Origin of the sequence: Streptomyces sp. S465 (genome assembly GCF_026898115.1) — a bacterium.
Lineage (GTDB): Bacteria > Actinomycetota > Actinomycetes > Streptomycetales > Streptomycetaceae > Streptomyces > Streptomyces luomodiensis.
Map to the genome: position 1 here is coordinate 4,710,550 of NZ_CP114036.1, position 26,572 is coordinate 4,737,121.

18 protein-coding genes, 2 tRNA genes and 1 pseudogene are annotated in these 26,572 nt (G+C 68.1%); 9 read left to right on the forward strand and 12 right to left on the reverse strand.

From position 1 onward, the window contains the following. Positions 1-9: 9 nt before the first annotated feature. The 3 genes from N6H00_RS19850 to N6H00_RS19860 all read left to right on the forward strand — a co-directional run bounded on the left by N6H00_RS19850 (position 10) and on the right by N6H00_RS19860 (position 3,581). The gene (locus tag N6H00_RS19850) at positions 10-759 is read left to right on the forward strand and encodes an SDR family oxidoreductase (RefSeq protein WP_268973129.1); all 750 of its coding nucleotides are present in this window, start codon (positions 10-12) and stop codon (positions 757-759) included. Positions 760-1,563: 804 nt separating this feature from the next. Then, positions 1,564-2,130, forward strand: coding sequence for a hypothetical protein (locus tag N6H00_RS19855; protein ID WP_268973130.1), 567 nt, complete (start codon positions 1,564-1,566; stop codon positions 2,128-2,130). Positions 2,131-2,135: 5 nt separating this feature from the next. Beyond that, the gene (locus N6H00_RS19860) at positions 2,136-3,581 is read left to right on the forward strand and encodes a hypothetical protein (protein WP_268973131.1); all 1,446 of its coding nucleotides are present in this window, start codon (positions 2,136-2,138) and stop codon (positions 3,579-3,581) included. Between the two features lie 296 nt (positions 3,582-3,877). Here N6H00_RS19860 and N6H00_RS19865 read toward each other — a convergent pair whose 3' ends face one another. The 3 genes from N6H00_RS19865 to N6H00_RS19875 all read right to left on the reverse strand — a co-directional run bounded on the left by N6H00_RS19865 (position 3,878) and on the right by N6H00_RS19875 (position 8,149). Further along, complete coding sequence (locus N6H00_RS19865) at positions 3,878-5,527, reverse strand: HEPN domain-containing protein (RefSeq protein WP_268973132.1); 1,650 nt, start codon at positions 5,525-5,527, stop codon at positions 3,878-3,880. 202 nt (positions 5,528-5,729) lie between these two features. Then, entirely contained in the window at positions 5,730-6,602 is an 873-nt protein-coding gene (gene ribD, locus N6H00_RS19870) for a bifunctional diaminohydroxyphosphoribosylaminopyrimidine deaminase/5-amino-6-(5-phosphoribosylamino)uracil reductase RibD (protein WP_268973133.1), read from the reverse strand. Further along, complete coding sequence (locus tag N6H00_RS19875; protein WP_268973134.1) at positions 6,602-8,149, reverse strand: hypothetical protein; 1,548 nt, start codon at positions 8,147-8,149, stop codon at positions 6,602-6,604. Before N6H00_RS19875 ends, ribD begins: the two co-directional genes overlap by 1 nt. Positions 8,150-8,284: 135 nt before the next feature. Here N6H00_RS19875 and N6H00_RS19880 point away from each other — a divergent pair, with 135 nt between their 5' ends. Continuing rightward, a complete protein-coding gene (locus tag N6H00_RS19880; protein ID WP_268973135.1) occupies positions 8,285-8,767 on the forward strand; it encodes an ATP-binding protein in 483 nt (160 codons plus the stop codon). Positions 8,768-10,172: 1,405 nt separating this feature from the next. On the opposite strand, the gene N6H00_RS19885 is transcribed toward N6H00_RS19880, so the two are convergent. Both N6H00_RS19885 and N6H00_RS19890 read right to left on the reverse strand, forming a co-directional pair. After that, a tRNA-Arg gene (locus tag N6H00_RS19885) sits at positions 10,173-10,245 on the reverse strand. Between the two features lie 316 nt (positions 10,246-10,561). Continuing rightward, positions 10,562-10,652 (reverse strand) — tRNA-Ser (locus N6H00_RS19890). Between the two features lie 259 nt (positions 10,653-10,911). Between N6H00_RS19890 and N6H00_RS19895 the strand changes: the two genes are divergently transcribed. Together N6H00_RS19895 and N6H00_RS19900 are read left to right on the forward strand one after the other, a co-directional pair. Then, complete coding sequence (locus tag N6H00_RS19895) at positions 10,912-11,361, forward strand: SSI family serine proteinase inhibitor (RefSeq protein WP_268973136.1); 450 nt, start codon at positions 10,912-10,914, stop codon at positions 11,359-11,361. Positions 11,362-11,574: 213 nt separating this feature from the next. Then, positions 11,575-16,113: a response regulator gene (locus N6H00_RS19900; RefSeq protein WP_268973137.1), complete on the forward strand. Its 4,539-nt coding sequence runs from the start codon at positions 11,575-11,577 to the stop codon at positions 16,111-16,113. Positions 16,114-16,316: 203 nt separating this feature from the next. Here N6H00_RS19900 and N6H00_RS19905 read toward each other — a convergent pair whose 3' ends face one another. From N6H00_RS19905 to N6H00_RS19930, 6 genes are all read right to left on the reverse strand, one after another. After that, entirely contained in the window at positions 16,317-17,972 is a 1,656-nt protein-coding gene (locus N6H00_RS19905; protein WP_268973138.1) for a long-chain fatty acid--CoA ligase, read from the reverse strand. Positions 17,973-18,108: 136 nt separating this feature from the next. Next, a complete protein-coding gene (locus N6H00_RS19910) occupies positions 18,109-18,639 on the reverse strand; it encodes a SigE family RNA polymerase sigma factor (RefSeq protein ID WP_268973139.1) in 531 nt (176 codons plus the stop codon). A gap of 214 nt (positions 18,640-18,853) precedes the next feature. Further along, positions 18,854-19,726 carry a DUF1906 domain-containing protein gene (locus N6H00_RS19915; RefSeq protein ID WP_268973140.1) on the reverse strand — a complete coding sequence of 291 codons (873 nt, stop codon included), beginning with the start codon at positions 19,724-19,726 and terminating at the stop codon, positions 18,854-18,856. A gap of 53 nt (positions 19,727-19,779) precedes the next feature. After that, on the reverse strand, positions 19,780-20,946 hold the full coding sequence (locus N6H00_RS19920) for a lipid-transfer protein (RefSeq protein WP_268973141.1): 1,167 nt from the start codon (positions 20,944-20,946) through the stop codon (positions 19,780-19,782). Continuing rightward, entirely contained in the window at positions 20,943-21,410 is a 468-nt protein-coding gene (locus N6H00_RS19925) for a MaoC family dehydratase (RefSeq protein ID WP_268973142.1), read from the reverse strand. The genes N6H00_RS19920 and N6H00_RS19925 overlap by 4 nt, the downstream gene beginning before the upstream one ends. Positions 21,411-21,508: 98 nt before the next feature. After that, positions 21,509-22,468: a bifunctional MaoC family dehydratase N-terminal/OB-fold nucleic acid binding domain-containing protein gene (locus N6H00_RS19930; RefSeq protein WP_268973143.1), complete on the reverse strand. Its 960-nt coding sequence runs from the start codon at positions 22,466-22,468 to the stop codon at positions 21,509-21,511. Between the two features lie 648 nt (positions 22,469-23,116). On the opposite strand from N6H00_RS19930, the gene N6H00_RS19935 reads away from it, so the two are divergent. Together N6H00_RS19935 and N6H00_RS19940 are read left to right on the forward strand one after the other, a co-directional pair. Next, on the forward strand, positions 23,117-24,205 hold the full coding sequence (locus N6H00_RS19935; protein ID WP_268973144.1) for a bifunctional DNA primase/polymerase: 1,089 nt from the start codon (positions 23,117-23,119) through the stop codon (positions 24,203-24,205). Between the two features lie 369 nt (positions 24,206-24,574). Continuing rightward, positions 24,575-25,372 carry a hypothetical protein gene (locus tag N6H00_RS19940; RefSeq protein WP_268973146.1) on the forward strand — a complete coding sequence of 266 codons (798 nt, stop codon included), beginning with the start codon at positions 24,575-24,577 and terminating at the stop codon, positions 25,370-25,372. 89 nt (positions 25,373-25,461) lie between these two features. On the opposite strand, the gene N6H00_RS19945 is transcribed toward N6H00_RS19940, so the two are convergent. Next, positions 25,462-25,794, reverse strand: coding sequence for a helix-turn-helix domain-containing protein (locus N6H00_RS19945; protein WP_268973147.1), 333 nt, complete (start codon positions 25,792-25,794; stop codon positions 25,462-25,464). Between the two features lie 207 nt (positions 25,795-26,001). On the opposite strand from N6H00_RS19945, the pseudogene N6H00_RS19950 reads away from it, so the two are divergent. After that, positions 26,002-26,409 (forward strand): annotated as a pseudogene (locus N6H00_RS19950) (hypothetical protein); the annotation flags it as partial. Positions 26,410-26,572 lie beyond the last annotated feature (163 nt).

Sequence of the window (26,572 nt, forward strand, 5' to 3'; positions counted from 1 at the left end):
GCAAAAGTTATGGGCCGTCTTGAAGGAAAGCACGCACTGATCACAGGGGGGACGAGCGGGATTGGGCTTGAGACAGCCCGTGAGTTCCTCGCCGAGGGAGCTTCTGTCGCGATCACCGGTCGCTCACAGGAAAGACTGGACGAGGCCGCCCGGCAATTGGAGGGCCCGCTGCTGACCATCGCCAGCGACGCCGGCGACGTACCCGGCCAAGCTGCGCTTGCATCACGGCTGCAAGCGGAATGGCCGAAGCTCGACATCCTGATGAGCAACGCCGCCGACACCACCCACCTCCCGATCGAGGAATGGACCGAGGAGGCATTCGACAGACTCCTCGCGACCAATCTCAAAGCGCCATTCTTCCTGATCAGAGATCTGTTGCCGCTCTTCTCGCAGCAATCCTCGATCATTCTCGTCGGTTCGGTTTCCGCTTATATCGGACACGACAATGCGACGGTCTACGGTGCGGCCAAGGCGGGCCTGCTCTCCTACACTCGCGGACTGACCCACGAGTTGAAAGATCGGGGCATCCGTGTCAACGGACTGAGCCCGGGGCCGACTGTCACCAACGCGTTCAAGGCGCTTGGTTCCGAGCGCGAAGCCGCCATCCACGAGGAACTTCGGCGGACCGTACCCCTCCATCGCCTAGGGACCACCACCGAGATGGCGAAGGCAGCCGTCTATCTCGCCTCGGACGAGTCCGCCTACACCGTCGGCACCGTGCTGCGCGTTGACGGCGGCATCGGGGAGCTTGCGTACTAGGCCGTTGGCGACGTAGGCGGCCACCTTCTGATTCGGTCAGTTCCCCGTCACCCAGAACCGCGATCTCGCGGACGCCGAACTGATCACCCCAGCCGAGTTCTCGTTCACCAACGGCCTCGGACGCCACGATGAGCACAGCCCCTCGACGCGCGCCCTTGACCGCGCGGGTAAGGGCGCCGGCGGCGCCCCACCGCGCGGAGGCTCGTTGCTGCCCTCGGACCCGTCGAGACGGATCACGGCGTGGACGCAACGATCTTGTCTCCACCACGAATCTCCGGCATACCCGCGCCTCCCTGCTCCACGGACAGGGAGGCGACGCCCGCATGATCAGGGGCGGAGCCCGGGGAGCGGTCTGAGTGAGCCGCACGGCGGTTGCCGTCACCGTTGCCGTCACCGCATACGCCAGAGGCCCCTTCCGATGATCGGAAGGGGCCTCTGAGCTGCTGCGCGCTCGGCAGGATTCGAACCTGCAACCTCTTGATCCGTAGGTTCGGGCAGGGGGCTGGTACGGGGTCCGATTGCGCCTCGGTCCGGTGCTCGCGGTGGGCCGATGCCGGGCGTCATGTGCCGTCGTTGCCGTCACCGTTGCCGTCAACCATGCCCGTGATCGTTACATGTCCAGGGTGCGGAGTGGAACCGCGCTGCCTATGTCGCCTCATGTGACGCCTACGCATGACTTGCGATGCCCATGGGGCGCTGGCTGGCGAAAAGGGAGCGAAGCGCTCCTATGACCATAGATCAACTAACAGTAATCGAACGTACACCCCTCGTGACAGGAGCCCACTCTCCCAATATCTTGATCTGATGGCGGCAGGTGAACAGCAGCAGGAGAAGGGCCGTGAAGGCGCCTACTTTGCACGCGAGTGGCTGGAAAGTACTACTCGCGTAAACGCGCCCTGGATTGTTTACGAGGCGCCGCAGATGACGACGTTGACGCTACTCAACGGGAAGAATGAGTCCTGGGATGTGGCGGGATACTTCGAGAATGAGAAGAAGAATCAGTTCTATGCAGAAGTGAAGGCTTACGATAGCGATAACCAGGGTCCCAAATATCGCGAGTACCTAACCGACTGCTATTCTGCGACCGCAAGAATGATCAAAGATGGCCTAGATAGAGAATGTGAGTTCATGTGGATAACATGGCACCCATTTTCTATGGGGGCATGGACCAGACTCTGCAACGCAGACACAATCGAGAAAGCCGTCGAAGAGTATCCCGATAAGCTCGGAGGGGATGCTTATGACCCAGAGATTGGCAAACTACTATCTGACCGACTGTGGCTCATCGTTTTGTCGAGCAAGCAAGAAGAATTAATGATGAAACGCGAGTTTCTCGGTCATATTCGTTCTTACATCACTAGGGGAGCGTGAAGGCTATGCAGAGTGTCGCGACGCAGATCCAGAACGCTTTGCATCAAAGCTCCCCCGAGGCAGCAATTCGCGATGTGAAGCACGTTATGGCACGCGAGTTGCAATCGCTTGACCCGAAAACAGAGATCAAGTCGACTGACTACTTCAATCACACGTTCGTGCCGGATTTTGTGCTCACATGGGGATCGGGCAACCAGCGGCCGACTCGGGACGTATATCTGCGATTCAGCGTTGATACTCCATTGATTCAGCGGGACCTAAAAAGCTTACATGAGGAGGCGCCTGCATTTATTTCCATTGGCCGCAATATCGAAGGTGATGACGAAGCGGGGCAACTGGCAAGCCAATATGATAACTGCCTTCTTTCTAGTGCTACTGCCCTGGAAGCGATCTCCAATGAGGACTCCCGGACGCCAGTGACTCAGATGCTTAAGTCCTCACTATTGCAGGGCGGCAAGGGCTATCTAATCGGTGAAGCCGCAGGCGATATCCACCAAGCCGTGTCACGCACAGATTCAGCGCTCGCGTCCCTTGATGTCCCACAGGTATCTGCGACTGTTCGAGCGATGAACGAACACTTCTCGCACGGCTTCGCAACGCGTATTGAGCGAGTGATGCAAGTTCTGTGGATAAGTCAAGGTGGTGATGCCCAAGAGTTCCCTGGGACGCTAGAAGCGGATACAGCGCTATCCGCCAGCGAGTTGACTCAAATCCTTCCCTTCCTTTTGCCGCTAGAGGAGATTTCTAACATCGAGTTTTGGCGGTCGCTGGGAGAGAACCTGGACCTCGGCCACCTTCAATCACTTGAACACTGGAAATCTAGCTTCAATCTGAACCTACTGATCAATGCAAACTTGGACCGCATCAAGGCCAAGGGCGTTGCGCTGGATCAGGTCGAACTCAATCTATTCGACGACCCGGATGCGGCGCCTTACTGGGAGATTGTAGATTCTCAACTTCGCATGCGCTGCGGCCACATTGATTGTCGGTTTGTGGATGATCTGCGTAAAACCGCACACCGGACCGCTGTTGGGCGAGCACCTCGATGGTTCGCAATCGAGCAGCGTCTTGACCGCTACGGAATCGAGGGAATCGAGTTCACCTCACCTGTCAGTAAGACGCGAATCCAAAGCAGCACGACAGAAGGGCTGCGCGAGTCTACAGACATGCGGGCGCTTTCAGAAGCGCTTGGAAAGTTGGCACGGGTTGTTGCGGTCGAGCTGCGGTTGCCCAACTCGCGCGATAATGTCGAGATCAACTTTGATCGAGCAGCAGTTGATGCAGTCGGTACATCACTAAGCGCGCATGTGCTCGCGCACTTGGGGCTGGACCTTCTCTATCAGTCGACGCAAGAAACCCTTGACGAATTCCGTAGGTTCGTAAGCGTGGAGCAGAGACTGCCATGGTGGAGGAGCGAAAGTGCGGAACGCCTGACTGACCAGGCAGATTAAGAGTCTGGACGGAACCGGGAGGGCAAGCAGGGCACCGCCTAGATCCTCGACTTCTGTCCGGAGCCACTGTCCCTGGTGGGCTTTCTCCGTACCGGCCTCATCCGGGGCGCATCGGATCACGCAGTGGCGGATATGGCAAGGCCAGAAGGCAGCTTCACCTACGTGTCGTGTGCGCAAAGCGGAGCCATAGATCAATACAGCTAGCTGTATTGATCAGGATGTTGATCAATCGTGTGAAGTGCGATTGGTTGGCGCATATGGCTAGTTATATTTACCCCTCGTTTCGCTCTTACTCGCTACTTGATCTCGATCAATCCGAGGAGGACATCTTTCCCACGCGCACTTGCAGTTTGTGAGTTTAGGAGTTCTGGGTTCTTATACAAGCGGCGCATGGCTTCAACAGCAACTTCAAGCGCCCTGTCACCGTGCTCGATGACTGTTTCGATGCTCGGCTCTCGAGCACTCCCGTGAACAATCGCACTGCGACTGCTATAGATCCGAGTCAGCTCCTTGTTTATATCCCTCCTTCTACTTCGATCAGACGGTTCCATGAGGATGGAGAGCGACCCACATACTCGTAGTGACGTTTCCGGCGAATCGCTGAACATGTTTTCCCAAGCAAGAACTGCGTCCACCAATGTATCCGAGGGGTCTGTGCGCGCCACAGCAGCCGAAAGAATCCTGCGCATCGCAACACGAAGTGATCTCGGATGGCGTGATGTTACATTCTCAACCCACTGTCGAAAGTCATCGATCTCATTCGCCTTTATTTCCATGCGTGTGGCAGATGTCTGCACACTTCCATCATTCCACGACACAAACGGAGTTGCATGCAATGGGTTGACAACGGCCTGCAAAACTTGGACTGCCCCAGATCGATGGGTTTCCCTATTGGCAAGCATAAAGGCCAAGCGATGGCAGTCGATACTCCATTGCAGAGAATTTTGCCACCTACGCGAGCTTTCCATGGCGCATTCCCAAACGCCAGAGTCTTCATCGTCACGTGATTTCGGGTGCTTTGCTTTAGCTGAAATTTTCATCGGCATCTCAAGTACGAGCAGTGCATCTACAGTAACCTGAGGTGGAAGGTAACATCTATCCTGTGAAGAAACTTCTCTTAGGCAACCTCCAGGAAGATTAATCTTTCCAACATGCGAGAGCGAAACATTAGAGAATCCTAGGACAACAGGAACCTTCGCCACCCCTCCGGCAGCCATGGCCCTAGCATCGGATAGCGTCCGAGATACGCTTTCGATATAGGAGCTAAAGCTGTCGTCACCTTCAATCGAGCAGCGGATGTAGGCGGAGTTGAGCATGTGGAAAGCGAGTAGAGGTAGCTGAAAGCTACCGCCCTGACCACACTCGAAGAACACCAGCGAATCAACGCGACGCAGTTCGGAGAAGTCGATGCCTTCTGGGTCCGACTTCAAGTGTTCCGGGAATAGAGACCTAAGCTGAGGATCCGCTAGGGCCGCTTTGAAGAACCTGGCGTTGCTGGCTTGATCGTCGGGGCCATGATACGCATTACCCAGAACCCAATCCCCTCCTGGGCGGTCAATAAGCAAAGCCGCGTACGCGTCTCTCGCATATTTGACAAGGGCCGAAAATACTTCATCCCCCTCACGTTCCGGAATTTGCAGACTTCCACCGCACTTCTCCCTCATTACCGAAGCAATAGAGGCATCATTTTCCGCGACGTGCCTGGTTAGAAGTGACGCCAGATTAGCCCAACGATTCGATGGGTCCAAATGCTGGAACATTCTGGCCCAGTCATGCAACGCACTCGCTACGCTTGCCTGCTCTTCAGTCAACTCGTCGCCTATTTCCCACGTATCGGAAAGAGCCAAAACGAAGCGGAGGAGCCGAATCCCGTAGATTTCGACAAGCATGGGAACTGCCTCTGAGATATTCAGTGGCGAAGTGTTGTTCTCTGCTGCTCCGTGCACAGGTAATCTCTCCTTAGTCGTGACCTTAGGATAGTACGCTGTTAGGGGCTGGATGAGGCACCATTCAAGAAGACACTTCGCCTGGCCCTCTGCTGACGTCCCCAGGCGACACTGAGATACTGCAAGTCGGGCAGAGTTCAGCGTTCAAACCAGGCGCAATAGCAAGGCCGCAGATTCACTGGCCGAGTGCTTGCTAATAGTCTTAACCCAGTGCTCGCTCCGCTATCAGATGTATGTGCAGACCGGAGACCATCACATCCACCAGTTGGAACCCGCTCGGGATCGACTCGCTTGCTGGATTGGGAACAGAGGACGGCGGCAAACCAGGCACATCGATGATCACGCGGTCCACGACGTCAGCAAGGAGCCAGGCCACGTCGTTGGAACTGCCTTCTATCAGCACAGTCCGAGCCCCTGCCTCGTTAAAGGCTTGCAGCACCTTCCCGGGCTCGTCGTCGAGTGGAGGCAGCGGGACGCGGAAGGCGTCTTCACCGTGGCTGCCTCGCACGCCTTCCTCAACCGCGCCGTCTCGCCGAATCACAAGATCGTGTGTGCGGCGGAGTTCGGCCAGGACCTGGTCGCGGTCGTCCTCCTCGGCACCAGCTGAGTACGCCCAGGTGATGTGCGGCCTGCCGGTACGCAGTGAGTGCAGCCACGGACCGAGAACAAGCAGCGCTTCCTGCTCTAGAACCCCCCGCTCTACCTCGATGCCGGCCTGTTCCAGCACCGCCGCGCCGCCCTCTCCGCGTGAGGTGGGGTCCATGACGGCTATCAGGACGCGGGAGACTTTGGCGTCGATGAGGGCCTGTCGGCAGGGCGGGGTCCGGCCGTGGTGGTTGCAGGGCTCCAAGGTGACCACTGCCGTGCCACCCTCGGATCGCTCCCCCGCTGCGGTGAGTGCGTTCACCTCGGCGTGGTGGTCGCCCTTGCGGAGGTGGTAGCCCTCGCCGACCGGTACGCCGTCGCGGTCGAGGATCACGCACCCGACGGGCGGGTTGGGGCTCGTCGTTCCGAGGCCCTGGGCAGAGATGGCGATTGCTCGCCGCATGGCCGTCAGTTCGTTCGGCGTGGCCATCAGAACCCCGCATTCTCCTTGACTGCGTCGAGTAGGTCCCGCACGGCGGGAACATTACTCGCCGCCGCGAGAGCGTTGACCGCCGTGACGGCCTCTTGCAGAGTGCGGCCGGAACCGGAGCCGCGGGCCATTTCGAGGACGGCTGCGGCCTCGGCGGCGGCCTGCTCGTACTCCTGGATTCCGACGTAGGCCATGGCGAGCCGCGCCTGTGCGAATCCCCGGTCACGCTGGTAGACATCCGGGAGCTCGGCCAGCGCGGTCTGGAAAGTGGAGACCGCCCGGTCCGGCCGGGAGAGGTTGAGCCAGCAATTCGCGCGCTGGATTTCGATGTAGCTGGACGTGCAGAAATCCCCGTGGCCGGATCGGGCGTCACCGGAGGATTCAGCGATGGCGGCGAACTCGTGGGCCTCGTCCAGCTTCCGATGGCAGGCGACCTCGTCCCCATCGAGGGCAAGTCCTTGCGCTTCCTGCTGGATGGCGGCGGCCTTCATCGGGTGGGTGAGTGCTCGTTCGTGGCGCTGGACGGCCTGGGCGAGTCCGATTGCCTGGCCTGCGTTCTTCTTCCCTGCCGCGAGCTGGCTGCGACGGAACAGGGTCCACGAAAGCATGGCTTCGTCTCCGGCCTCCATAGCCCATTCCATGGCCCGGCTCGTCCATGTCTCCGCGCTGGTCACGTCCATGGAGTCTTCGTGGAGCCATGCGGCGGACTCGGCGTACTGAGCCGAGAGTTTCAGCAGCTCCTGCCGGTGCTCGCCCCGGCTGTCCTCCAGGAGACCTTGCAGCATGTCGAGCTGCTGATGGACTCCTGCGAGGGCGTGACGCGGGCCGAAGAGGTTATCGGCCCTCACCAGGGTGTGCCACATGTCGCGGAAGTGCTCGATGGCCGCTTCACCTCGTCCGGCGGGGAGTCGGTGCGGTCTGGCGGGCTTGGGGCTCACGACCTCGGCGGAAGCGTTGACGGCACGGAGGGGCCCGCTTCCTTGTAGGGCGACACCAACGGCGTGCCCAAGAAGGGCTCGGCGATTTATCGGCACGATCTGCTCTCTCCCATCGACGTACACCGAAACCAAAACGATTTCGGGTAGCGCATCCGCGTCCGCCGAATTCGAGGGGTCCACGTGCACAATCGGCAGACCAGAAATCGCCCCCGCTGCGGGTAACGGCGGGGGTTCGTTCGAGCTGTCTGGGCTACTGGGAGCGTAAGCCTGGTTCTGGGCAGCGGCGGCCGGTGACGGGGTACCCTCCCATGGCCGCTCGGGCAGGTCGAGCATGTGGCCGGGAATGCCCAGTCCATCAGCGATGCGTTCCATGACGGCGACGCTGCGAATACCCCGCTCACCTCGGATCACGTCGCCGACACGCGCGCTGGTCATCTTCGTGACGGCGCCGGCAATCGCCGCGTAGCTCGCTGGGACGCGTCTGTTGACGAGACGGAAGATCTCGCCGAAATCCCTACGACTGCATGCCCGCTTCATGTCCTCGCTGTGCAGCAAGCGGTCCGGGATGGTGAGGGGGTATCCGCTGCGCGTGGCTTCACGTTCACTCATGGGCCGCTCACGAGGTCTAGGGACGTGCGTCCAGTCCAGCGTAGATCGCGCCATGGATTGGGGTACCCCGTTTCGCCGACCGGGGTACCCCGTTGGCTGTCCCGGTGACGGCGTCTCACCTGCACTCTTGTGGCCATGAAGCCAGAGCTGACAGGCCCCGATGGACGCGTGGTGGTGAGGCGTTGGACCCGCCATCCCCGTTGCGTCGCCCTGGCCCGAGCCGACTTGCGTAAGGCTCTGGCTGGCTGGGGGCTGGTCGCGGTCGAGGAGGTCGCGCTGTTGGTGCTGTCTGAACTGATAACGAACGCCGTGCGGCATGCGCGGGTGCCGGGACAAGAGATCGAGACGCGTTACCTGTACCAGGGCGACAAGGTGCAGATCGAGGTTCACGACGCGTCCGACCTGCGACCGGAACTGAGGAATCCGAGCTGCGAAGTAGCGCACGGGAGAGGTCTGCTCCTGGTCGAAGCGCTCGCGGACCGGTGGGGCGTCACCCCGTGCCCGGTGGTCGGCAAGTCGGTGTGGGCCGTGCTGACGGCTCCCGGCTCGGATGTGGGTCAAGCGATGAAGGGCGGGACGCGGCATGGCAAGGCGGACGCCGAAATGGACGGAACATGAGTCAGAGATCATCGCCGCGTACCGGGACGGCATGCGGGTCACAGAGATTCAGCGGCGGTTCGGCATAGCGAACACGATGCTCTACGACCTGCTTCACCGCAGAGACGTACCACTGCGTTCGGGTCGGCAAAAGGCCCCCTGGTGGCGAGGCGGGTTGCTGCCCTAGAGACGGGGCGGGGGCTGCCGTTCCCGGGGAAGGACCGACCCGGTAGCCCTCGCCCTCCAGCTCCCCTCGGCTCAGTGTCCGTGAGGCAAGCACCTCCCCCGCCTCACTCACGTCACACACTGCGCCTCGGGAGAAGACGGCGGACACCGCACCGTCCGCCGTCAGCGGTCCGGCTCCCAGACTCGCGCCCAACCAATCGACCCGCGAAAGGGAGCCGGACCGCCCAGAAGAACAACCACAAACGCGAAACCGGACCACCCCTCAAACCCTGGCAGGCGCGGGGTGGTCCGGCGGAGAGTCCATGATCAGGACCTCGGTGCCGACGGTACCGGGGCGGTTGTCGTGCTCGCTTCGACTCCGCCCGTTCCCACACAAGTTCAGACGCAGGAAAGAGATGGTGACGAGTGCGAGGCAGATGCGAGGCGGCGGGCACGGTGGTGACGGTCGCCAGAGCGTTTACGACACGCTGGTCAGCCACCGCGAAACGGAAACCGACGCGGAGCGACCACGACGGCCTGAGCCACCGCGCGGCAGCAGCTGCTCCCCACCGGCCACGACCGAGCCGTTCGGCCTGCTCACGCACCCGCATCCGTGACGGCGACAGTACGGCTGCCGGCCACACCGAACCGGGGCCGACGACCGGCATGCCCCGGGCCGGGCACCCCTCCCCTCCCACTGGCCGTTGCTACGCGCACAACGACGATGGCCGCAGTCGGCGGACGGCCGGCCATGTAAACCGCAACGCGTAGCCGCCCCTCGACGGCGGGCAGGCCGGGCGCCTGGTCCTGGCCGTGCTGCCGCGTCGGCGCGTCCGCTGCGGTCGGCAGGCGCTCCGTGGGAGCTGTTCCGGGTGCTGGCTGTGGCTGGTGGGCTGCTGGTGTGGGGTGGCGCGCTGAGTGGTCCGCGGGCGCCGCTGAGCGGGGCGGCAGACAGGAGCGGGCAGCCATGAGGCCGACACCGACCGCGAGGCCGTCGCCGCGCGCTCCGCCGCCCGGATCGAGGCGACGCTCGGCCGGGGACGGCCGGCGGAGCCGGCCGTCCGGCTCGACTCGCAGCGCTCCGCCTTCGACCGCGTCGGTGATGCCCTGCGTGACGGCAACGGCCCGGAAGACGATGGCGGCCCAAGCGGCCGCCTGGTCGCCGTCTGATCGAAGCGCGCGGCGGTTGCCGTCAACGACCGCCGTCAACGACCAACGCAAGAGGCCCCCTCCATCACTGGAAGGGGCCTCTGAGCTGCTGCGCGCTCGGCAGGATTCGAACCTGCAACCTCTTGATCCGTAGTCAAGTGCTCTATCCGTTAAGCTACGAGCGCTTGGCTTCCCGGCGGTTTTTCTTGCCGGTCGGCGTTGCGGGGACAACATTACATGACCTGCGCCGTCAGGCGAAATCCGTTTCCCAAACCCTGGCTGACCTGCGAAAACTCCGTTTTCAGGGGGCGGGGGGGACCGGCGGCGCGGGGTGTCGGGGAGTGAGCCTTCGGGGTGCGAGATGCCCGAGGAGCGGAGGGGGTCGACACGCAGGGCGATCATCTGGGCACCCTGGGTCATATCGGTCGGCGTTCACCGCGCCGACCTCCGGAAACAGCTCAGGGAGTCCGTGCCGTGGGCACGAACTCCCTGAGCGGAGAGCGGAGGCTGAGGGATTTGAACCCTCGATGGGCTTTAGGGCCCAAACCGCATTAGCAGTGCGGCGCCATAGACCAGACTAGGCGAAGCCTCCAACACACCGGTCGCTCGCGCGAGCGCGATGTGGTGTGTGCAGATGATGTCACAGCCCAGTGGGATGTCACCAATCGCGGACTACGGTACTCGGCGGGCGGGGCCCACCGCAAAGTTCTTACGGCGGCGGCAGCCCTTACGGCGGAGTGCGGTCCTTATGGCGGAGCGCGACCCTTACGGCGGCGCAACGCGCGCGGCGGCGGCGCGTTAGACGGGGCGGGGCAGCGCCGCCCCCGACTGATCACACCAGGAGTACCCCCATGCCCCTGCTGCACCGCATCGCCGTCACCGCCGCCCTGACGACCGCCGCCGGCGCGGCCGCGCTGGCCCCCGCCGGGGCCACGCCGCTGCCGCTGCCCCTGCCGTTCGACGGGGAGAGCTCCGACCGGCTGGTGATCACCGTGAGTGAGACCGGTGAGCCCGACGACGCCGCGACCTATGTACTGGCCTGCCACCCGACCGGCGGTACGCACCCCCGGGCCCGAGCCGCGTGTGCGCAGCTGGACTCGGAGACCGAGTGGGGGCGCGATCCGTTCGCGCCGGTGCCGCCCGGGGCAATGTGCACCGGGCAGTACGGCGGGTCGGCCACGGCGCGGGTGACGGGTCACTGGGCGGGGCGTCACGTCAACGCCTGGTTCAACCGCACCAACGGGTGTGAAATCGCCCGGTGGAATCGGTTCTCCATCGTTTTGCGCACACCTGGGAGCTGACCTGGGGATTGGGCCGGGAGTGAGAAGGGGAGGGCCCGGGGAAGTTTGTCCGGGCGTGCGCCGAGACGCGTACGTCGTGCTGCGACCTCCCTCTCATCCACCGCCGCGCCTGGCCCAGGTGCCCGTAGACTCCCCTAGAGACACTCCGCGGACGGGGAAGCAGAATGACCGCGAGTGTCGGCAAGGTGCGGTAGTCAGGGAGGAAGCGTCGTCGTGAGCAGCAGGCCATCCCGAGGCGCTGCTCGCCTCGCAGCGATACTCGACGCCCTCCCGGACGCGCTGTTGCTGGTCAACTGCAACGGCACGATCGTCAACGCCAACCACATCGCACTGGAGTCCTTCGAGGCCCCGGGCACCGCCCTGGTCGGCCGTGGTCTGCTCGATCTCCTCCCCTCCTTCGATCCCAATCGCATTCCCGGGTCGATGCGTCGCCCCGACGCGGCACAGCGCAACGGCAGCAAGCCGACCCGGATGATGGCCCGGCGCACCGACGGGGCGCAGTTCCCCGTCGAGGTGACCAGCGCGAACCTGGAGGACGGGCGGACCCCCTACGCCGATCAGTACAGCTACACCGGCGATGAGCTGCTGATGCTCATCGTGCGCGACCTGACCGGGACGCTCGACACCGAGGCCGAACTCGCCCGTCAGCAGCGCCAGACCGAGATGATCCTGCGCGCGGCGGCGGAGGGCGTGGTCGGCGTGGACACCGAGGGCAAGGTGGTCCTCGTCAACCCGTCCGCCGCGCAGATCCTCGGCTACCGGGCCAGCGACATGGGCGGTCAGGAGCTTCACTCTCTTGTACACCACTCGCGCCCGGACGGTTCCCCTTTCCCGTACGAGGAATCGCCCCTCGCCGACACCCTGCGCTCCGGCCGCAAGCATCGGGTGCGCGGCCAGACGCTGTGGGCCAAGGACGGAAGCGAGGTCCCGGTCGATCTGACGACCGCGCCCGTCCGCGACGGCGACCAACTCGTGGGCGCCGTGCTGACCTTCACCGACCGGCGTCCCGAGCGGGCCATGGTGGCCCACCACACCGAGGAGCTCGAGAGCCTCACCGCCCAGCACGCTGAGGAGCTGGAGAAGCTCACCGCCCAGCACACGAAGGAGCTGGAGGAGCTGCGGACGCGGCTCGCCGAGGAACGCGAGCGGTACACGGCACGGCTGGAGGCCGTCACGGCGCGGAACAGCCAGCTGCTCGCCGTGCTGGACCAGTCGCTGCGCGGACCGCTGCTGGAGCTGCGCAGCGAGCTCGGAGTGCTCGCCGACGACCCGGCCGGGCAGCTGTGGCCCGAGGCCAATCAGATCCTGCACCACCTCGCCGCCGGGTACACCCGGATGACCACGCTCGTCGACAACGTCCTGAGCTATCAGCGGCTCGACGCCAGCGGCGAGGAGCTGGCCCGCCGTACGGTCTCGATGGACGAGGTCGTGTCGACCGCCGTCGAGGGCGCGGTCGAGCTGATCGGCCCGGGGCGCGCGCAGTTCGCCGTGCACGCGCCGCCGATCGACGCCGAGGTGGACCCGGAGCGGCTCGCCCAGGCGCTCGCCCATCTGATCGCGGACGTGGCCGGGGTCGACTCCACCGGCAACGCCGCCTCGGGCACGGGCGGCACGGCGAGCGACTCGACGATCGTGGTCGCGGCGGCGCAGCGCGGCGACGTCGTACGGATCGAGGTCCGTGGGCCGTACGCGGGCGGCGACCCGGTGCACGAGCCGATCGTGCGCGGGATCGTGCGCCGGCACGGGGGCGTGCTGCAGACCCATGAGATGCCGGGTATGGGCGGGCACGCCTATGTCCTGGAGGTGCCGATCTCGGCGGCGGCCGCCGCCGAACAGGAACGCGCGGACGGCGACACCGCCGGGCAGGGCGACGGTACGCAAGGACAGGGCACCTCCGGCACGGGCGCCGGCGCAGGCACGGCCACCGCGGGCGGCAACACGACCGGCCAGACCCCGACCGGACAGACCCCGACCGGCCAGGTCCCGACCGGACGCCGCGCCCGGCACGGGGCGGCCCCCGGCGGCGCGCCAGGCGACACCAGCGGCGGCGGTACGCACGGAGGTGCCGCCGGACAGGACGCCACGCACGGCAACGCGACGCACGGCAACGGCATGCCAGGCGACGCCGCACAGGCCAACGGCACGCAAGGCGCCGGCACGCAGGGCGGTACGCCTCCGCCCAGCCTCCGTAAGGCCGACCCCCGTACGGCCCACCCCCGTACGGCCGACCCCCGTGCCGCCCAGCAGGGCGTCCCGGGCGTGGGCGCGCCCACCGCGCTGCCCGCGGTCGTCGGCGAGGACACCCCGGCCCAGCAGCAGAGCGCGGCCGAACCCGCGCACCCCCCGCGGCCCACCGGGCGGCGCAGGGCGCGCCCCCACCCCGACGAGGACCCGTCGGCCGCCGCGGCCGCGAACCCCGCCCAGAACGCCGGGGGAGCCGCGACCGGCAGCCATCGCCATGCCCGCGGCGACGCACCGGAGGCGGCCGGTCCGCAGCCGATGGGCCCCGCCGCCATGGGCGTCGTGCCGCCTCAAGGCATTCCCGCCCAGCAGCAGCCCCAGGGCCGTCGCGCCCGGCGTGGCGCCCCTGCGCAGGAGCAGGGCGGCCCCCAGGCGGCCGGTGCCCCCGCGCAGGGTGCGGGCGGTCGGCCCGCCCTCGCTCTGCCCGCGGCCTCCTCCGACACGCCCCAGCAGCCCGTCCAGCCGGCCGGATCGGGCATGCCCGCGCTGCCCGCCGCCCGCACCCCGGAGGAGCAGCAGCCCAACTGGGGCCAGGACACGGGCGCCGGCCAGCCGCAGGAGGTCCCGCCCACCGGACGCCGCCGAGCCCGCCGTGCGCTGGCCGAGGCACCGGAGCGGCCGATGCCCGAACAGGCCCAGGGCCAGGCTCAGCCGCAATCCCAGCCCCAGCCGCAGCCCGCGGGGGAGCCCGGTCTCGTCCGCTCCCCCTTCGCACTGCCCCCGGCCGCCGCCGACCGGGCGCAGCCCGGTGCGCTGCCGCCGGAGCTCGGCCCGGCCGGGCTCGTCCCCGCGCAGCACGGCGCCCGCGACGCGCGGGGCGGCGCGCCCCAGCCGCCGCAGGGCGGGGGCCTGGCCGTACGAGGCGAGCCGGTACCCCCCAACGGCGCCGCACGGCCCGAGGGGTGGCCGTCCGACCCCGTTCAGGGCCAGGACCCGCATCGGCCCCAACCCGAGCCGCAGGCCCAGGGCTCCGGCGCCGCCGCCGGACCGGGTGAGTCCGCCATGCCCGCGCTGCCCGCCGCCCGCGCCCCCGAGCAGCAGCCCACCGGACGGCGCCGCGCCCGGCGGCCGCTGACCGAGGAGCCGCCGGAGGCGACGCAGGGCGGTCCGCAGCCCGTGGAGCCGGGTCCGCGCCCACCTGTCCAGCAGTCGGCCCAGCAGCCTGTCCAGCAGCCGACGCAGTGGCCGGAGGCGCCCGCGCAGCCCCGTCCGCAGCCGCTGCCCGCGGAGGCCCCGCCGAGCGCCGACACCACCCAGGGGCGCGCGATCAGCGTGCGCACCCTGGGCCAAGGGGTGCCGTTCGCCCACCAGGTGGGGGAGCACCCCCAGGGCCAGGCCCCGCAGGGACAGCCCCCGCACGGCCAGCCGCAGGGGCGTCCGCCGCACGGCGGCCAGCCGCAGACCCCCTCCGGCGGTACCAGCACCGCGGGTTCCGGCAGGCGGCGCAAGCTGGCCGCCCGGCCCGAGATGACGGACCAGGACACCGCTGCCGAACCGCAGTCCCCTGGCGGCCGGGCGCATCCGCACGCCGGGCCGCGTCCGCACCCCGGGCCACCTGCCGGACCGCACACCGGACCGCAGCCGCATCCCGGCCCGCAGACGGGCGGCCAGCCGCGGCCCCAGGGGGGACCGGGGCCGCAGCGTGCGGCGGGTCCGTCGCACAGCTCGGGCCGTGCGTTCGCCATCGGCGCGCCGGACGAGGGGGCCGAGGGGCCGGAGCCGCTGGACGGGCCCAACGGCGCCGTCGAGGTCGTCGACGACCGCACTCCGCCGCCCGACGACGAACTGCCGCCGGAGCCGCTGGACAACCCGCGCCGCCTCCTCGTGTGGCCGGCCCCGGACATGTCCACCCAGCAGGCGCTGAGCGACCGCGGCTACCGCCCGGTGATCGTCAACTCCCGTGAGGAGGTGGACGCGCAGATCGCCGCGTACCCGGCGGCGCTGTTCGTCGACCCGCTGACCGGCCCGATCACCCGGACCGCGCTCCAGTCGCTGCGTACGGCCGCGGTCGCCGCCGAGGTGCCGGTGCTGGTGACCGCGGGGCTCGGCCAGGCGACGCGGGAGGCGGCGTACGGCGCCGACCCGGCCGTCCTGCTCAAGGCGCTCGCCCCGCGCGACAGCGAGCAGCATCCGCCGCGCGTTCTGCTGATCGAGGAGCACGAACCGATCGCGGCGGCGCTGACGGCGACGCTCGAACGGCGCGGGATGCAGGTCGCCCGCGCGGCGACGGACGCGGACGCGGTCTCCCTCGCGGCGCAGATGCGGCCGAATCTGGTGGTGATGGACCTGATGCAGGTGCGCCGCCGCCGGGCCGGGATCGTCGACTGGCTGCGCGGTAACGGACTGCTCAACCGCACCCCGCTGGTCGTCTACACCTCCGCGGACATCGATCCGGCGCATCTGTCGCGCCTGGCCTCGGGCGAGACGGTGCTGTTCCTCGCGGAGCGCTCGACGAGCGCGGAGGTGCAGTCGCGGATCGTGGATCTGCTGGCGAAGATCGGCACCAACTGACGCTCACCACGGCCCCATGGCGTGGCCCCCGGCGGCCCCCGGCACCGCCTGACGCCACGGCCCTCACGGTGACATGCGGCCCGTAAGGAGACGCTCGCCTCCTTACGGTGCCGCTCTCCCTACGGGGACCGCCGCCGTGACCGCCGCCGTGACCGTCTTCGGGGGGCGTGAGCGCACCGAACACGCCCCCGTCCGGCCGCTCCTCATCCCAGCGTGGTCACGTCCAGCTCTCCGTCCGCGTACTGCTTGCGGAGCACCTTCTTGTCGAACTTCCCCACGCTCGTCTTCGGCACCGCCGGAATCAGCGCCCAGTGGTCCGGAAGCTGCCAGCGGGCGATCCGTTCGGCGAGGAAGGCCCGCAGGCCCTCGTAGTCGACCGTGGCGCCGTCCGTGAGCACCACCGTGGCCAGCGGCCGCTCGCCCCACTTCGCGTCCGGCACCGCCACCACCGCCGCCTCCGCGACCTCCGGATGGCCCATCAGGTGGTTCTCCAGCTCGACCGAGGAGATCCACTCGCCACCCGACTTGATGACGTCCTTGGCCCGGTCGGTCAGCGTCAGATAGCAGTCGGGGGTGATGGTGCCGACGTCGCCGGTCTTGAGCCAGCCGTCGTCGGTGAACTTGTCGTCGGGGCGGAACGGCTCGCCGTCCGCCCCTCCGTAGTACGCGCCCGCGATCCAGGGCCCGCGCACCTCCAGCTCACCCGGCGTCTTCCCGTCCCAGGGCACGAGTTCGCCGTCGGCCGAGACCAGCCGGAACTCGACGGACGACGGGAAGCGGCCCTGCGAGATCCGGTACGGCCAGGCGTCCTCCGCCGAGAGTCCGCCGGGCGGATGGGCCACGGAGCCCAGCGGCGAGGTCTCCGTCATGCCCCACGCGTGGACGACGCGGATGCCGTGGCGTTCCTCGAACGCCTTCATCAAGGAGGGCGGACAGGCCGCTCCGCCGATGTAGACGTTCCGCAGACTGCTCACCTCCCGCGGCGTCTCGTCGAGCTCGGCGAGCAGCCCCTGCCAGACGGTGGGTACGGCGGCGGCGAGGGTGGGACGCTCGCGCTCGATCATCTCGGCGAGCGGTTTGGGCTGGAGGAACCGGTCGGGCATCAGGATCGAGGCGCCCGCCATGAAGGCCGCGTGCACGGTTCCCCACGCGTTGGCATGGAACATGGGCACCACGGGCAGCAAGGTGTCGCTCTCCGACTGCCCGAACGACTCGGCGGCGTTGACCTGCATCGAGTGCAGATAGATGGAACGGTGGCTGTAGGCCACGCCCTTGGGGTCGCCGGTCGTCCCCGAGGTGTAACAGAGCGCGGCGGCCTGGCGCTCGTCGATCTCCGGCCAGGCGTAGCGCTGCGGCCGGCCCTCGATCAGCTCCTCGTACTCATGGACCCGGGCGGCGCAGCCGTCCAGCACGGAACGGTCGCCGGGGCCGGTGACCACGATGTGCTTCACGGTGGTGAGGCCGGGGAGGAGCGGGGCGAGCAGCGGCAGCACGGAGCCATCGACGATGATCACGCGATCGGCGGCGTGGTTCACGATCCAGCCGAGCTGCTCGGCGGGCAGCCGGAGGTTGAGGGTGTGCAGCACGGCGCCCATGGAGGGGACCGCGAGGTACGCCTCCATGTGCTCGGCGTTGTTCCACATCAAGCTGGCCACGGCCTGCCCCGGCTCGACCCCGAGCTCATCGCGCAGCGCGTTCGCCAGCTGGATCGACCGTACGCCCACGTCGTGGAAGCTACGGCGCCGGGGCTCGCCCTCGCCGGTCCAGGTGGTCACATGGGACGTGCGGCCGTGCACGATCGCCCCGTGCACAAGGATGCGGGTCACGGTCAGCGGTACGTCCTGCATCGTGCTGAGCACCGGGGCCTCCAGGCTTACGGTTACGCGCGGGTAGAGGTTCCGCCGATTGTGCAGCCGACCACCTGGTATGTCACTACCCCGGTCACTGCCCCCGGCCCGCTCGCCCGCTCACCCGCCGCCCGGCCGCTCACGCCGCTCACGCCGCGTGGCTGAGATCCGGGTCCTCGCGGAGCTTGCCGAGGGCGCGCGAGACCGCGCTCTTGACCGTGCCGACGGAGACCCCGAGCACCTCCGCCGTCTGGGCCTCGCTCAGGTCCTCGTAGTACCTGAGGACGACCATCGCCCGCTGACGGTCCGGCAGGCGCAGTACGGCGCGCCACATCGCGTCGCGGAGGGCCTGCCGTTCGGCGGGGTCCGGGACGGGCACCGACTCCGGCTCGGGCAGCTCCTCGCAGACGAATTCGTCGACCTTGCGCTTGCGCCACTGCGAGGTCCGGGTGTTGACCAGCGCGCGCCGCACATAGCCGTCCAGCGCTTTGTGGTCCTCGATGCGCTCCCAGGCCAGGTACGTCTTGGTCAGCGCGGTCTGGAGCAGATCCTCCGCGTCACAGGCGTTGGAGGTCAGCGAGCGGGCGGTGCGCAGCAGCACCGGACCCCGCGCCCGTACGTACGAGGTGAACGACGGGAACGCGGCGGTGGATGCGCCTGTGCACACGGTCGTGGTCATACCTCAACGCTAGGAGCGGGCAGGGTTCGCGCGGATCGGCCATAAGTGCCGAAGGAGAATCAGTCTCAAGTTGGAGGGGTGGTGCCAACATCACCTCCTGCGGGGGGAGGGTGCGGACGGAGGATCAGGGTTCGCCCCGGGGGGGTGTCCGGAGGGGTACCCGGGGAGAGCCTGGAGGCTGTCCGGGGGGGACCGACGGTGGGTCACCCCGCGATCACTTGATGATCGCGACCGGTGCGTCCACCTTGTTGCGGTCGATACGCAGCTTCCGGCCGCCGTGCGTCACGTCGACATTGCCCTTGTACTGGTGGATGCGGCGGTGCGGATTCCACGCGCTCTTGGCCAGCACCGGCTCCCCGTACAGCGACGGCTTCTTCTTCCAGCGCGCGAACCACATCGCGGAGGGCAGGTCACGGACCCCGGCCCGGCGGGCCTGCTCCACATGGCGCACCCCGGACTCGGCGCTGCTGTAGAAGCCGGGGAAGAAGCCGCGCGAGCGGACCTCGCGGTTCCAGCCGCGGATGAAGGAGAGCGTCTTGGCGGCACAGCTCTTCCGCGTCAGGTCGTACGCCTCCATGTCGAGGTAGAGCGCGCTGCGCTTCTTCATGGACAGCGCCTTGGCGCGCGCCACCGCGTCCTTGCCCTCCTTGCGCCCCTGGGAGAAGGGCTTGCTGCCGATGGGCACATGCTTCTTGTTGGCGCTGCGGACGCAGGGGGCCTGGGATCCGACGAAGATGGGCAGGACCCGCCACTTCATGCTCTTGACGCCGCGCATCCAGGAGACGGTGAGGTGGGGCTGGCTCGCACAGGCCCGGCCGCGGCCGGCGTAATAGACGCCGACGGCGCGGTAGCGCGAGCTGTTCCACGCACGCAGGGTGGCGAGGGATGGCGCGTGGCAGGTGTCGAAGGCCCAGCCCTTGAAGACCTTGGCGCCCAGGGGGCGGGGGTCGGGGAGGACCTCCGCCGAGGCGGCGGGGGTGGCACCGGCGACCGAGGTGGCCAGCGCCGCGACCAGACCGGCGATCCAGCCCGTGGCCTTCCATCTGCCCTTCGTGGCCTTCCATCTGCTCTGGTTACGTCGGGTCATATGACGAGTGAAGGTGGACATCGGCGGACCGCTACCGCCGACACGCGCACGGTTCAGCCGTCTGCGCCGAGGAGAAGCCCGGATGTCGGTACCCCGGTGCCCGCGGTGACCAGGACCCGGGCGGCCTCCGCCACCTGGTTGACGGAGGTGCCGCGGATCTGTCGGACGGCCTCGGCGATCCCGTTCATCCCGTGCAGATACGCCTCCCCCAGCTGACCGCCGTGCGTGTTGAGCGGCAGCGCGTCCTCGGCGACGAACCCGGCCGCCTCACCGCGTCCGCAGAAGCCGAACTCCTCCAGCTGCATCAGCACGAATGGCGTGAAGTGGTCGTACAGGACGGCCACGTCGATGTCGGCCGGGGTCAGCCCGCTGCCGCGCCACAGCTGACCCGCCACCACCCCCATCTCGGGCAGGCCGGTCAGATCGTCGCGGTAGAAGCTCGTCATCTGCTCCTGGCCGCGCCCTGCCCCCTGCGCCGCGGCCGTGATCACGGCGGGCGGACGCCGGAGGTCCCGCGCCCGCTCCACGCTGGTGACCACGAGCGCCTGGCCGCCGTCCGTCTCCTGGCAGCAGTCGAGCAGCCGCAGCGGCTCGACGATCCAGCGGGAGGCGGCGTGGTCGGCGAGGGTGATCGGCTTGCCGTGGAAGTACGCGGCCGGGTTGGTGGCGGCGTACCGGCGATCGGTGACGGCCACATGGCCGAAAACCTCGGGCGTCAGCCCGTAGGCGTACAGATAGCGCTGGGCGGCCATGGCGACCCACGAGGCCGGGGTCAGCAGCCCGAAGGGCAGCGACCAGCCGAGCGCGGCGCCCTCGGCGGACGGCTCGCGGTGCTGTACGCCTGAGCCGAAGCGGCGCCCGGAACGCTCGTTGAACGCGCGGTAGCAGACGACGACCTCGGCGACACCGGTCGCGACGGCGAGCGCGGCCTGCTGCACGGTGGCACAGGCGGCGCCCCCGCCGTAGTGGACCCGCGAGAAGAAGGTGAGATCGCCGATGCCGCACGCCTGGGCCACGGTGATCTCGGGGCTGGTGTCCATGGTGAAGGTGACCAGCCCGTCCACATCGGCCGGGGCGAGCCCCGCGTCGTCCAGGGCCGCCTGGACGGCCTCGACCGCCAGCTTCAGCTCACTGCGGCCGGAGTCCTTGGAGAACTCGGTGGCCCCGATCCCGACGAGGGCGGCCCGGCCGCCCAGGGCGTCCGCCTTGCGGGCGCTCATCGGGACGCGTCCGGGGTGGGTGTGGGGGCGTCGGCGGTGGTCGTGGGGTCGTCGGCACGCGGGGCACGCGGGACGTCGTCGGGGAGCCGCACCGTGACCTTGCCGGTCACATGGTGGCCGATGCCGTTCCTGCCGGTGACCGCGACCTCCGCCATGCCATCGACGACCGAGGTGATCTCGCCGGTCAGCACCATCTCATCACCGGGGTAGTTGGGCGCACCGAGCCGGATGGCGACCCTACGGAGCTGGGCCCGCGGCCCGAAGTGATCGGTGATGTACCGGCCGACCAGCCCGTTGGTGGTGAGGATGTTCATGAAGATGTCCGGGGAGCCCTTCTCCTTGGCCGCCTCGTGGTCGTGGTGCACATCCTGGTAGTCCCGGGAGGCGAGGGCGCCGGCGACGATCAGGGTCCGGGTGATCGGGATGCGCAGCGGGGGCAGCTCATCGCCCGTACGCACCGTCATACGACCGCCTCCTCGTCCGTACCGTGTCCGTGCCCTGTCTGCCCTGTCCGTGCCGTCCGTCGGGGCTGTCCTTCCGGTTCTCGCCCCCGGCCCGTCGCTCAGACCTCCGCGCACCGGAACACGGGCAGCTCCAGCTCGTCGTCCACACGCAGGAACTCCAGCTGGACGGGCATGCCGATGCGCACCTTGTCGTACGGCACGCCGGTGATGTCGCTGATCATCCGCACCCCCTCCGCGAGCTCGATCAGGCCGACCGCGTAGGGCGGGTCGAAGGCGGGGAAGGGCGGATGGTGCATGACCACATAGCTGAACACCGTGCCGTCGCCGGACGCCTCGACCGCCTCCCACCGCTGGGAACCGCACGTCCCGCACCCCGGCAGCCAGGGGAAGCGCGGGGCGGCGCAGTCCAGGCAGCGCTGGATGAGCAGCTGATGCCGGGCGACGCCCTCCCAGAAGCCCGCGTTGTCGCGGTTGACGACGGGCCGGGGGCGGCGGGGACGGTCGGCCCTCGTCGGCGGCTTCGACTGCGTTCGCGGTGGTGTGTACGTCGCGGGTGCGTACTTGAGGATGCGGAAGCGGTGGGTGCCGACCAGCCCCCCGTCACCGGCCCGGACGTTCATCCGGGTGGTGACGAAGTGCCCGCTGCCCAGCCTGGTGGTCTTGCGCGGCGACACCGACTCGATGACCGCGTCGAAGGTGATCTGATCGCCGGGACGCAGCGGCCGCAGGTACTCCTGCTCGCAGTCGGTGGCGACCACCGAGGTGCAGCCCGCGCGGTCAAGCAGCGCCAGCAGTTCGAGGTACGCGTTGGAGCGGGCCGAACCGGCGGGGCGCCCGGCCAGCCCTGCCATCGTCCACGCCTGGAGCATCGTCGGCGGGGCGATGCCGGGGTAGGCGGGGTTGGTGTCGCCCATCGCCTCGCACCAGTGCCTGATCATGGGCTCGTTGACGGGGTCCCTGCCCCTGCCGCCGCTCGAGGCCGTCCGTCCCTCGTACGCCTTCAGCCGTCCGTACAGCTCGTCCTGGTCATGCGGGTCATCCAGCTCGTCACGCGTCATCGCTTCCCCTGCCGCATGTCTGCCGTAGAAAGCTTTTCTGACTATCCGTCAGCTAAATCGACGCTGTCAAGAACACCGGGATGCCGAAGCGCACCCGCCACGCACGATCGCGCGACGGCGTTGATTCGCCATCGCGCGATCGTTACGACCTCACCCGTCCCGTTCGCTCAATGAATCACCACGGCTCACTCAGATCGATCGGACAATGCCCCACCCCCGGCTCCCCCGCTTTCCCCTCGCGGGCGCCCGCGAGGGCGGCGATCTCCCCCCGCGCGAGCGGGGCAGGCCCCAGGAGCCGAGGACCGGCCGGCCGAGACTCACCCGGATGTCCGCCATGTCGATCCCTCCGATCCCCCGACGCTCGGGAAGTGTCGCGGAAGCAGAGTTGCCCACCGATTCCCGGACGATGCGCGCGGGCCGCTGGAATTACCACGCAAGCATGATGAACCTGTTTTAAACGCCGGATGCACCCTCACTCCCCGCCCCGCACCGATGCGCCGCCCCGCCCGGGCGCAGGACGAGAAGAGCCAGGGAATCGAGTCCGGGAACGGGACGGGGAGGGGAACCGGTTCCGCATACTTTCGGCCATCCTCGACGGCTTGCCGAGCCCTCTTCCCATTACCGAACACTTGTCCGAAACTGGAGGACATGGCGAACCCTGCACTCGCCCATGCTCTCGCCCACGCCCTGACCGCCGCGGCCCACGGCTTCCGCGTGATCCCACTGACCCGCGCCAAACTGCCCGCCGTGCGCTCCCCCCACCACCACGACCCCGCGCCCCTGCCGTGTCACGGCGAATGCGGCCGACTGGGCCACGGTGTCCATGACGCGTCGGCGGACCCGGAGGCGATCCGCGCCCTGTTCGCCGCGGCCCCCTGGGCCACCGGCTACGGCATCGCCTGCGGATGCGCCCCGCACCACCTCATCGGCGTCGACCTCGACCTCAGGGACGGACGAGCCGGAGCGCATCAAGGGGCCGGAGAAGCGGGCGGCACGACCAGTCGAGCCGGGCAGGCCGGGGAGCCCGGTGGAGCCGGGCAGACGCGGCAAGACGGGCAGGCCGGGGAGCCCGGGAAGCCGGGTGCAAGCGGTAAGGCCGGTGCAAGCGCCAGGACCGGCACAAGCGCCAAGACCGGTGCAAGCGCCAGGACCGGCACGGACGGTCCGGCCGCCCTCGCCCGGCTGGCCCGCGAGCACGCCTTCGCCATCCCCCGTACGGTCACCGTGCTCACCCCGAGCGGCGGCCGCCATCTGTGGCTGTGCGGCCCGCCCGGCCTCACCGTCCCCAACTCCGCCGGCCGGCTGGCCCCCGGCATCGACATCCGCGGGCTGGGCGGCTATCTGGTCGGCCCCGGTTCGTACAGCTCACATGGCAGTTACCGGCTCGCGCCCGGCTCCCCCGACTGGGCCCCGGCGCCCGCCCCGCCCGCGCTGCTGCGCCTGCTCACGCCCCCACGCCCCTCCCCCCGCCCGTACCCGCCGTCCCCCGGACCCCGTCCCGCGGCCCTGGCGGGACTCGTACGGTTCGTCCGCGCCTCGCGGGAGGGCCAGCGCAACGTCCGGCTGTTCTGGGCCGCCTGCCGCGCCTACGAGACGGGCGCCGGGCCGGAATTGGCCCCCGACCTGATCGAGGCCGCGCTGGACACCGGTCTGCCCCCGCACGAGGCCCGCGCCACCGTCGCCTCCGCGGCCCGCAGCGCCGCCCGCCACCTCCAGCCCCCGGAGGCATGGGCCTGACGCCTGCTGGGCCGCATGAACGGAGCTGGGGCGGCAGGCGTACGACAGGACGCCAGAGGCGGCGCGATCCAGCGGTACACAGACAGTGATCCGTGCGCTACGGGAACGAGGAGCACTATCGTGACCACGCGACGAGGCGCTCCGTACAGGAACCCAGCGGCGCAGGGACCAGGCGACGTAGCAACCCGAACGTCGTAGGAACCAAGCGGCACAGGAACCGAACGGCGTAGGGACCGAACGGCGTAGCAACCACACGCCCACTCGCCGGCGCTTCCGCCCTTGAGGCGGACAGTGAAGGGATCCCCGCTCTCCCCGTGACCGGCCGGCCGCCTCCGGCGCACCGGCACCAAGGCGCGAGAGGGGGGAGCATTGCACGAGCTCTACGCACAGGGGTGGTTCGCGGACGCCGTGTTACCCATGGGCGTCTGTGCGCTGGTCACCTGGATTTCGCTGGTCCATCGCTTCGCCGACAAGGGCCGTCTGCTGGGGACCGTACGGTCCGCGGCGCTGTGCTGCGGGATCATCGCCTGCACCTGCGCGGCGGCGCTGCTCACCATCGTCCTGCTGCTGCCGCACGCCGCCGATGTGCCTCCCGCCGTGGCCGCTGCCGCCGCGGGCGGCGCCCTGGCGCCACGCGTCCGTCAGCAGCAGAGCCAGCAGTCCACACCACCCTTCGTGGCCGTGATCACGCTGGGTATCGCGGTGCTGCTGAGCGAACTGGAGCGGCGGCTGGTACATGACATGTACATCCACTGCCACCGGCTGGTCAGGGACTTCGAGAACGTGGCCCAGCTGCGCATGTTCGCCTTCGAGGCCCGCCGCCACCTGCGCGGCTGCGCCTCCGCGACCAAGGACAAGACGACGATCAACACCTTGTACGAAGAGGTGGACCAACTCCTGGACGACGCCGCCAAGGTGGAGGCCGACGTCGAGGCGAGGTGCCGGCAGCGCGAGGTCCAGGAGTTCGCGCCGGAGCTGCACGCCCCGACCCGGGAGGAGGCGGAGGACCGCCGTCAGGCCCTGGCGATGGCCATGGACGCCTGCGTGCGCATGCTGGAGTTCGGCTACCGCACCGGCAAGCGGAGCGGCGACCGGGAGCTGATGCGGCTCCGGGACGAGGCACTGGCCGTACGGCCACTCGCCACGACGGGCGCCCCACACCCCTGACCAGGCGCCACGCGCCGCCAACAGGGGTCAGGGCGCGCGCCGCCACCAGGGTCAGGGCCATCAGGGCCATCCGAGGCACACCGACGCACTCAGGGAGCGTAGACAAAGGCATCGGACCCATCGCCGAGCCCATGCGCCCGACGAGCCCCGTCCTCCTTGGGCTCCACAAAGCTGATCTTGATGTCCAGCTCAAGGGCCTCGGCCACGGCCGCGAGGGACCGCAGCGTCAGATTCTCGTCCCCGGAAAGTATTTGGCTCACCCGTCCCGGGCTGACGTCCATGAGCCGGGCGAGGTCCGCGCGGCTCATGTCGCGCTTCCCCAGCAACCCCGCGACCTCCACCGTGGCCTGCCGCGCCAACCGGGCCCCGGCACGGTCCGCAGCCTCCCCCTTCGTACCTTTGCTCTTCCACGGCACACTCATCACTCTCCCAGCGCATGGTGCCGGCCATGGGGCATCGCCCCCTCAGCGACAGGTTCCCACCTTTAGCTACAACTAAAAGCCCTCTTCCGCCATCCCCGCCCGCCAACCCACCCCCACTCGGCCGAACCCCCCGCCCTGACCTGCACCAAGCCCCCATCCACCACTTTTCGGCCAGATTCGCGGCGACGGGCTCGTAACCTCGTCACCGTGCAGAGCAGCGAAGCCAGTGAATCTGCGGGCGCAGCCCCCTATGTACGCTTCCAGAGCACCGTCCGGAACGCGCGCGGCTACTACACCGGAGTCTTCGGACTGGTCAACGGCCTGGCCCGAGCCGGGAAGCTGACCGCCGAGCAAGAGCGCTTCCGCCGGACCAACAACGACTGGTACAACGCGGCCTATCCCGACCCTTCCACCGTCGACCCCACGGTTTACGACCACGAACTCCACCCCGGAGCCGCCGCCTGGTTCAAGTCCACGTCCCGGGAACTCATCCAGCGAGCCGACGGCTACCTGCGTATCCTCACCGCCCATGGGATCGAGTGCCGGATGCTCAGCTCATCGAACCCAGGAAGGATCGTCTACGAGGACGCCCACCAAATCGTCGTCGTCCCCCACACCGGGGTTAGCGGCCGAAACCACAGCCACAGCGCCGCCGTCCCGACCACGCGTCCATCGCCCCCGATCCGTGAGTCCCCGTCAAGCGCCGGCCCGTCTTCGAGCCCGGCACCAGCGTCTCGACCCGGAAACGGCGGACACGCAGAAGGGGTGCCCCTGAACC

What these genes read in the sequence shown, in the direction of transcription:
- N6H00_RS19850 (WP_268973129.1), top strand. Translation starts at nt 10, where the DNA reads ATGGGCCGTCTTGAAGGAAAGCACGCACTGATCACAGGGGGGACGAGC.
- N6H00_RS19855 (WP_268973130.1), top strand. Translation starts at nt 1,564, where the DNA reads ATGGCGGCAGGTGAACAGCAGCAGGAGAAGGGCCGTGAAGGCGCCTAC.
- N6H00_RS19860 (WP_268973131.1), top strand. Translation starts at nt 2,136, where the DNA reads ATGCAGAGTGTCGCGACGCAGATCCAGAACGCTTTGCATCAAAGCTCC.
- ribD (WP_268973133.1), bottom strand. Translation starts at nt 6,602, where the DNA reads ATGGCCACGCCGAACGAACTGACGGCCATGCGGCGAGCAATCGCCATC.
- N6H00_RS19875 (WP_268973134.1), bottom strand. Translation starts at nt 8,149, where the DNA reads ATGAGTGAACGTGAAGCCACGCGCAGCGGATACCCCCTCACCATCCCG.
- N6H00_RS19880 (WP_268973135.1), top strand. Translation starts at nt 8,285, where the DNA reads ATGAAGCCAGAGCTGACAGGCCCCGATGGACGCGTGGTGGTGAGGCGT.
- N6H00_RS19895 (WP_268973136.1), top strand. Translation starts at nt 10,912, where the DNA reads ATGCCCCTGCTGCACCGCATCGCCGTCACCGCCGCCCTGACGACCGCC.
- N6H00_RS19910 (WP_268973139.1), bottom strand. Translation starts at nt 18,639, where the DNA reads ATGACCACGACCGTGTGCACAGGCGCATCCACCGCCGCGTTCCCGTCG.
- N6H00_RS19915 (WP_268973140.1), bottom strand. Translation starts at nt 19,726, where the DNA reads ATGACCCGACGTAACCAGAGCAGATGGAAGGCCACGAAGGGCAGATGG.
- N6H00_RS19920 (WP_268973141.1), bottom strand. Translation starts at nt 20,946, where the DNA reads ATGAGCGCCCGCAAGGCGGACGCCCTGGGCGGCCGGGCCGCCCTCGTC.
- N6H00_RS19925 (WP_268973142.1), bottom strand. Translation starts at nt 21,410, where the DNA reads ATGACGGTGCGTACGGGCGATGAGCTGCCCCCGCTGCGCATCCCGATC.
- N6H00_RS19930 (WP_268973143.1), bottom strand. Translation starts at nt 22,468, where the DNA reads ATGACGCGTGACGAGCTGGATGACCCGCATGACCAGGACGAGCTGTAC.
- N6H00_RS19935 (WP_268973144.1), top strand. Translation starts at nt 23,117, where the DNA reads ATGGCGAACCCTGCACTCGCCCATGCTCTCGCCCACGCCCTGACCGCC.
- N6H00_RS19945 (WP_268973147.1), bottom strand. Translation starts at nt 25,794, where the DNA reads ATGAGTGTGCCGTGGAAGAGCAAAGGTACGAAGGGGGAGGCTGCGGAC.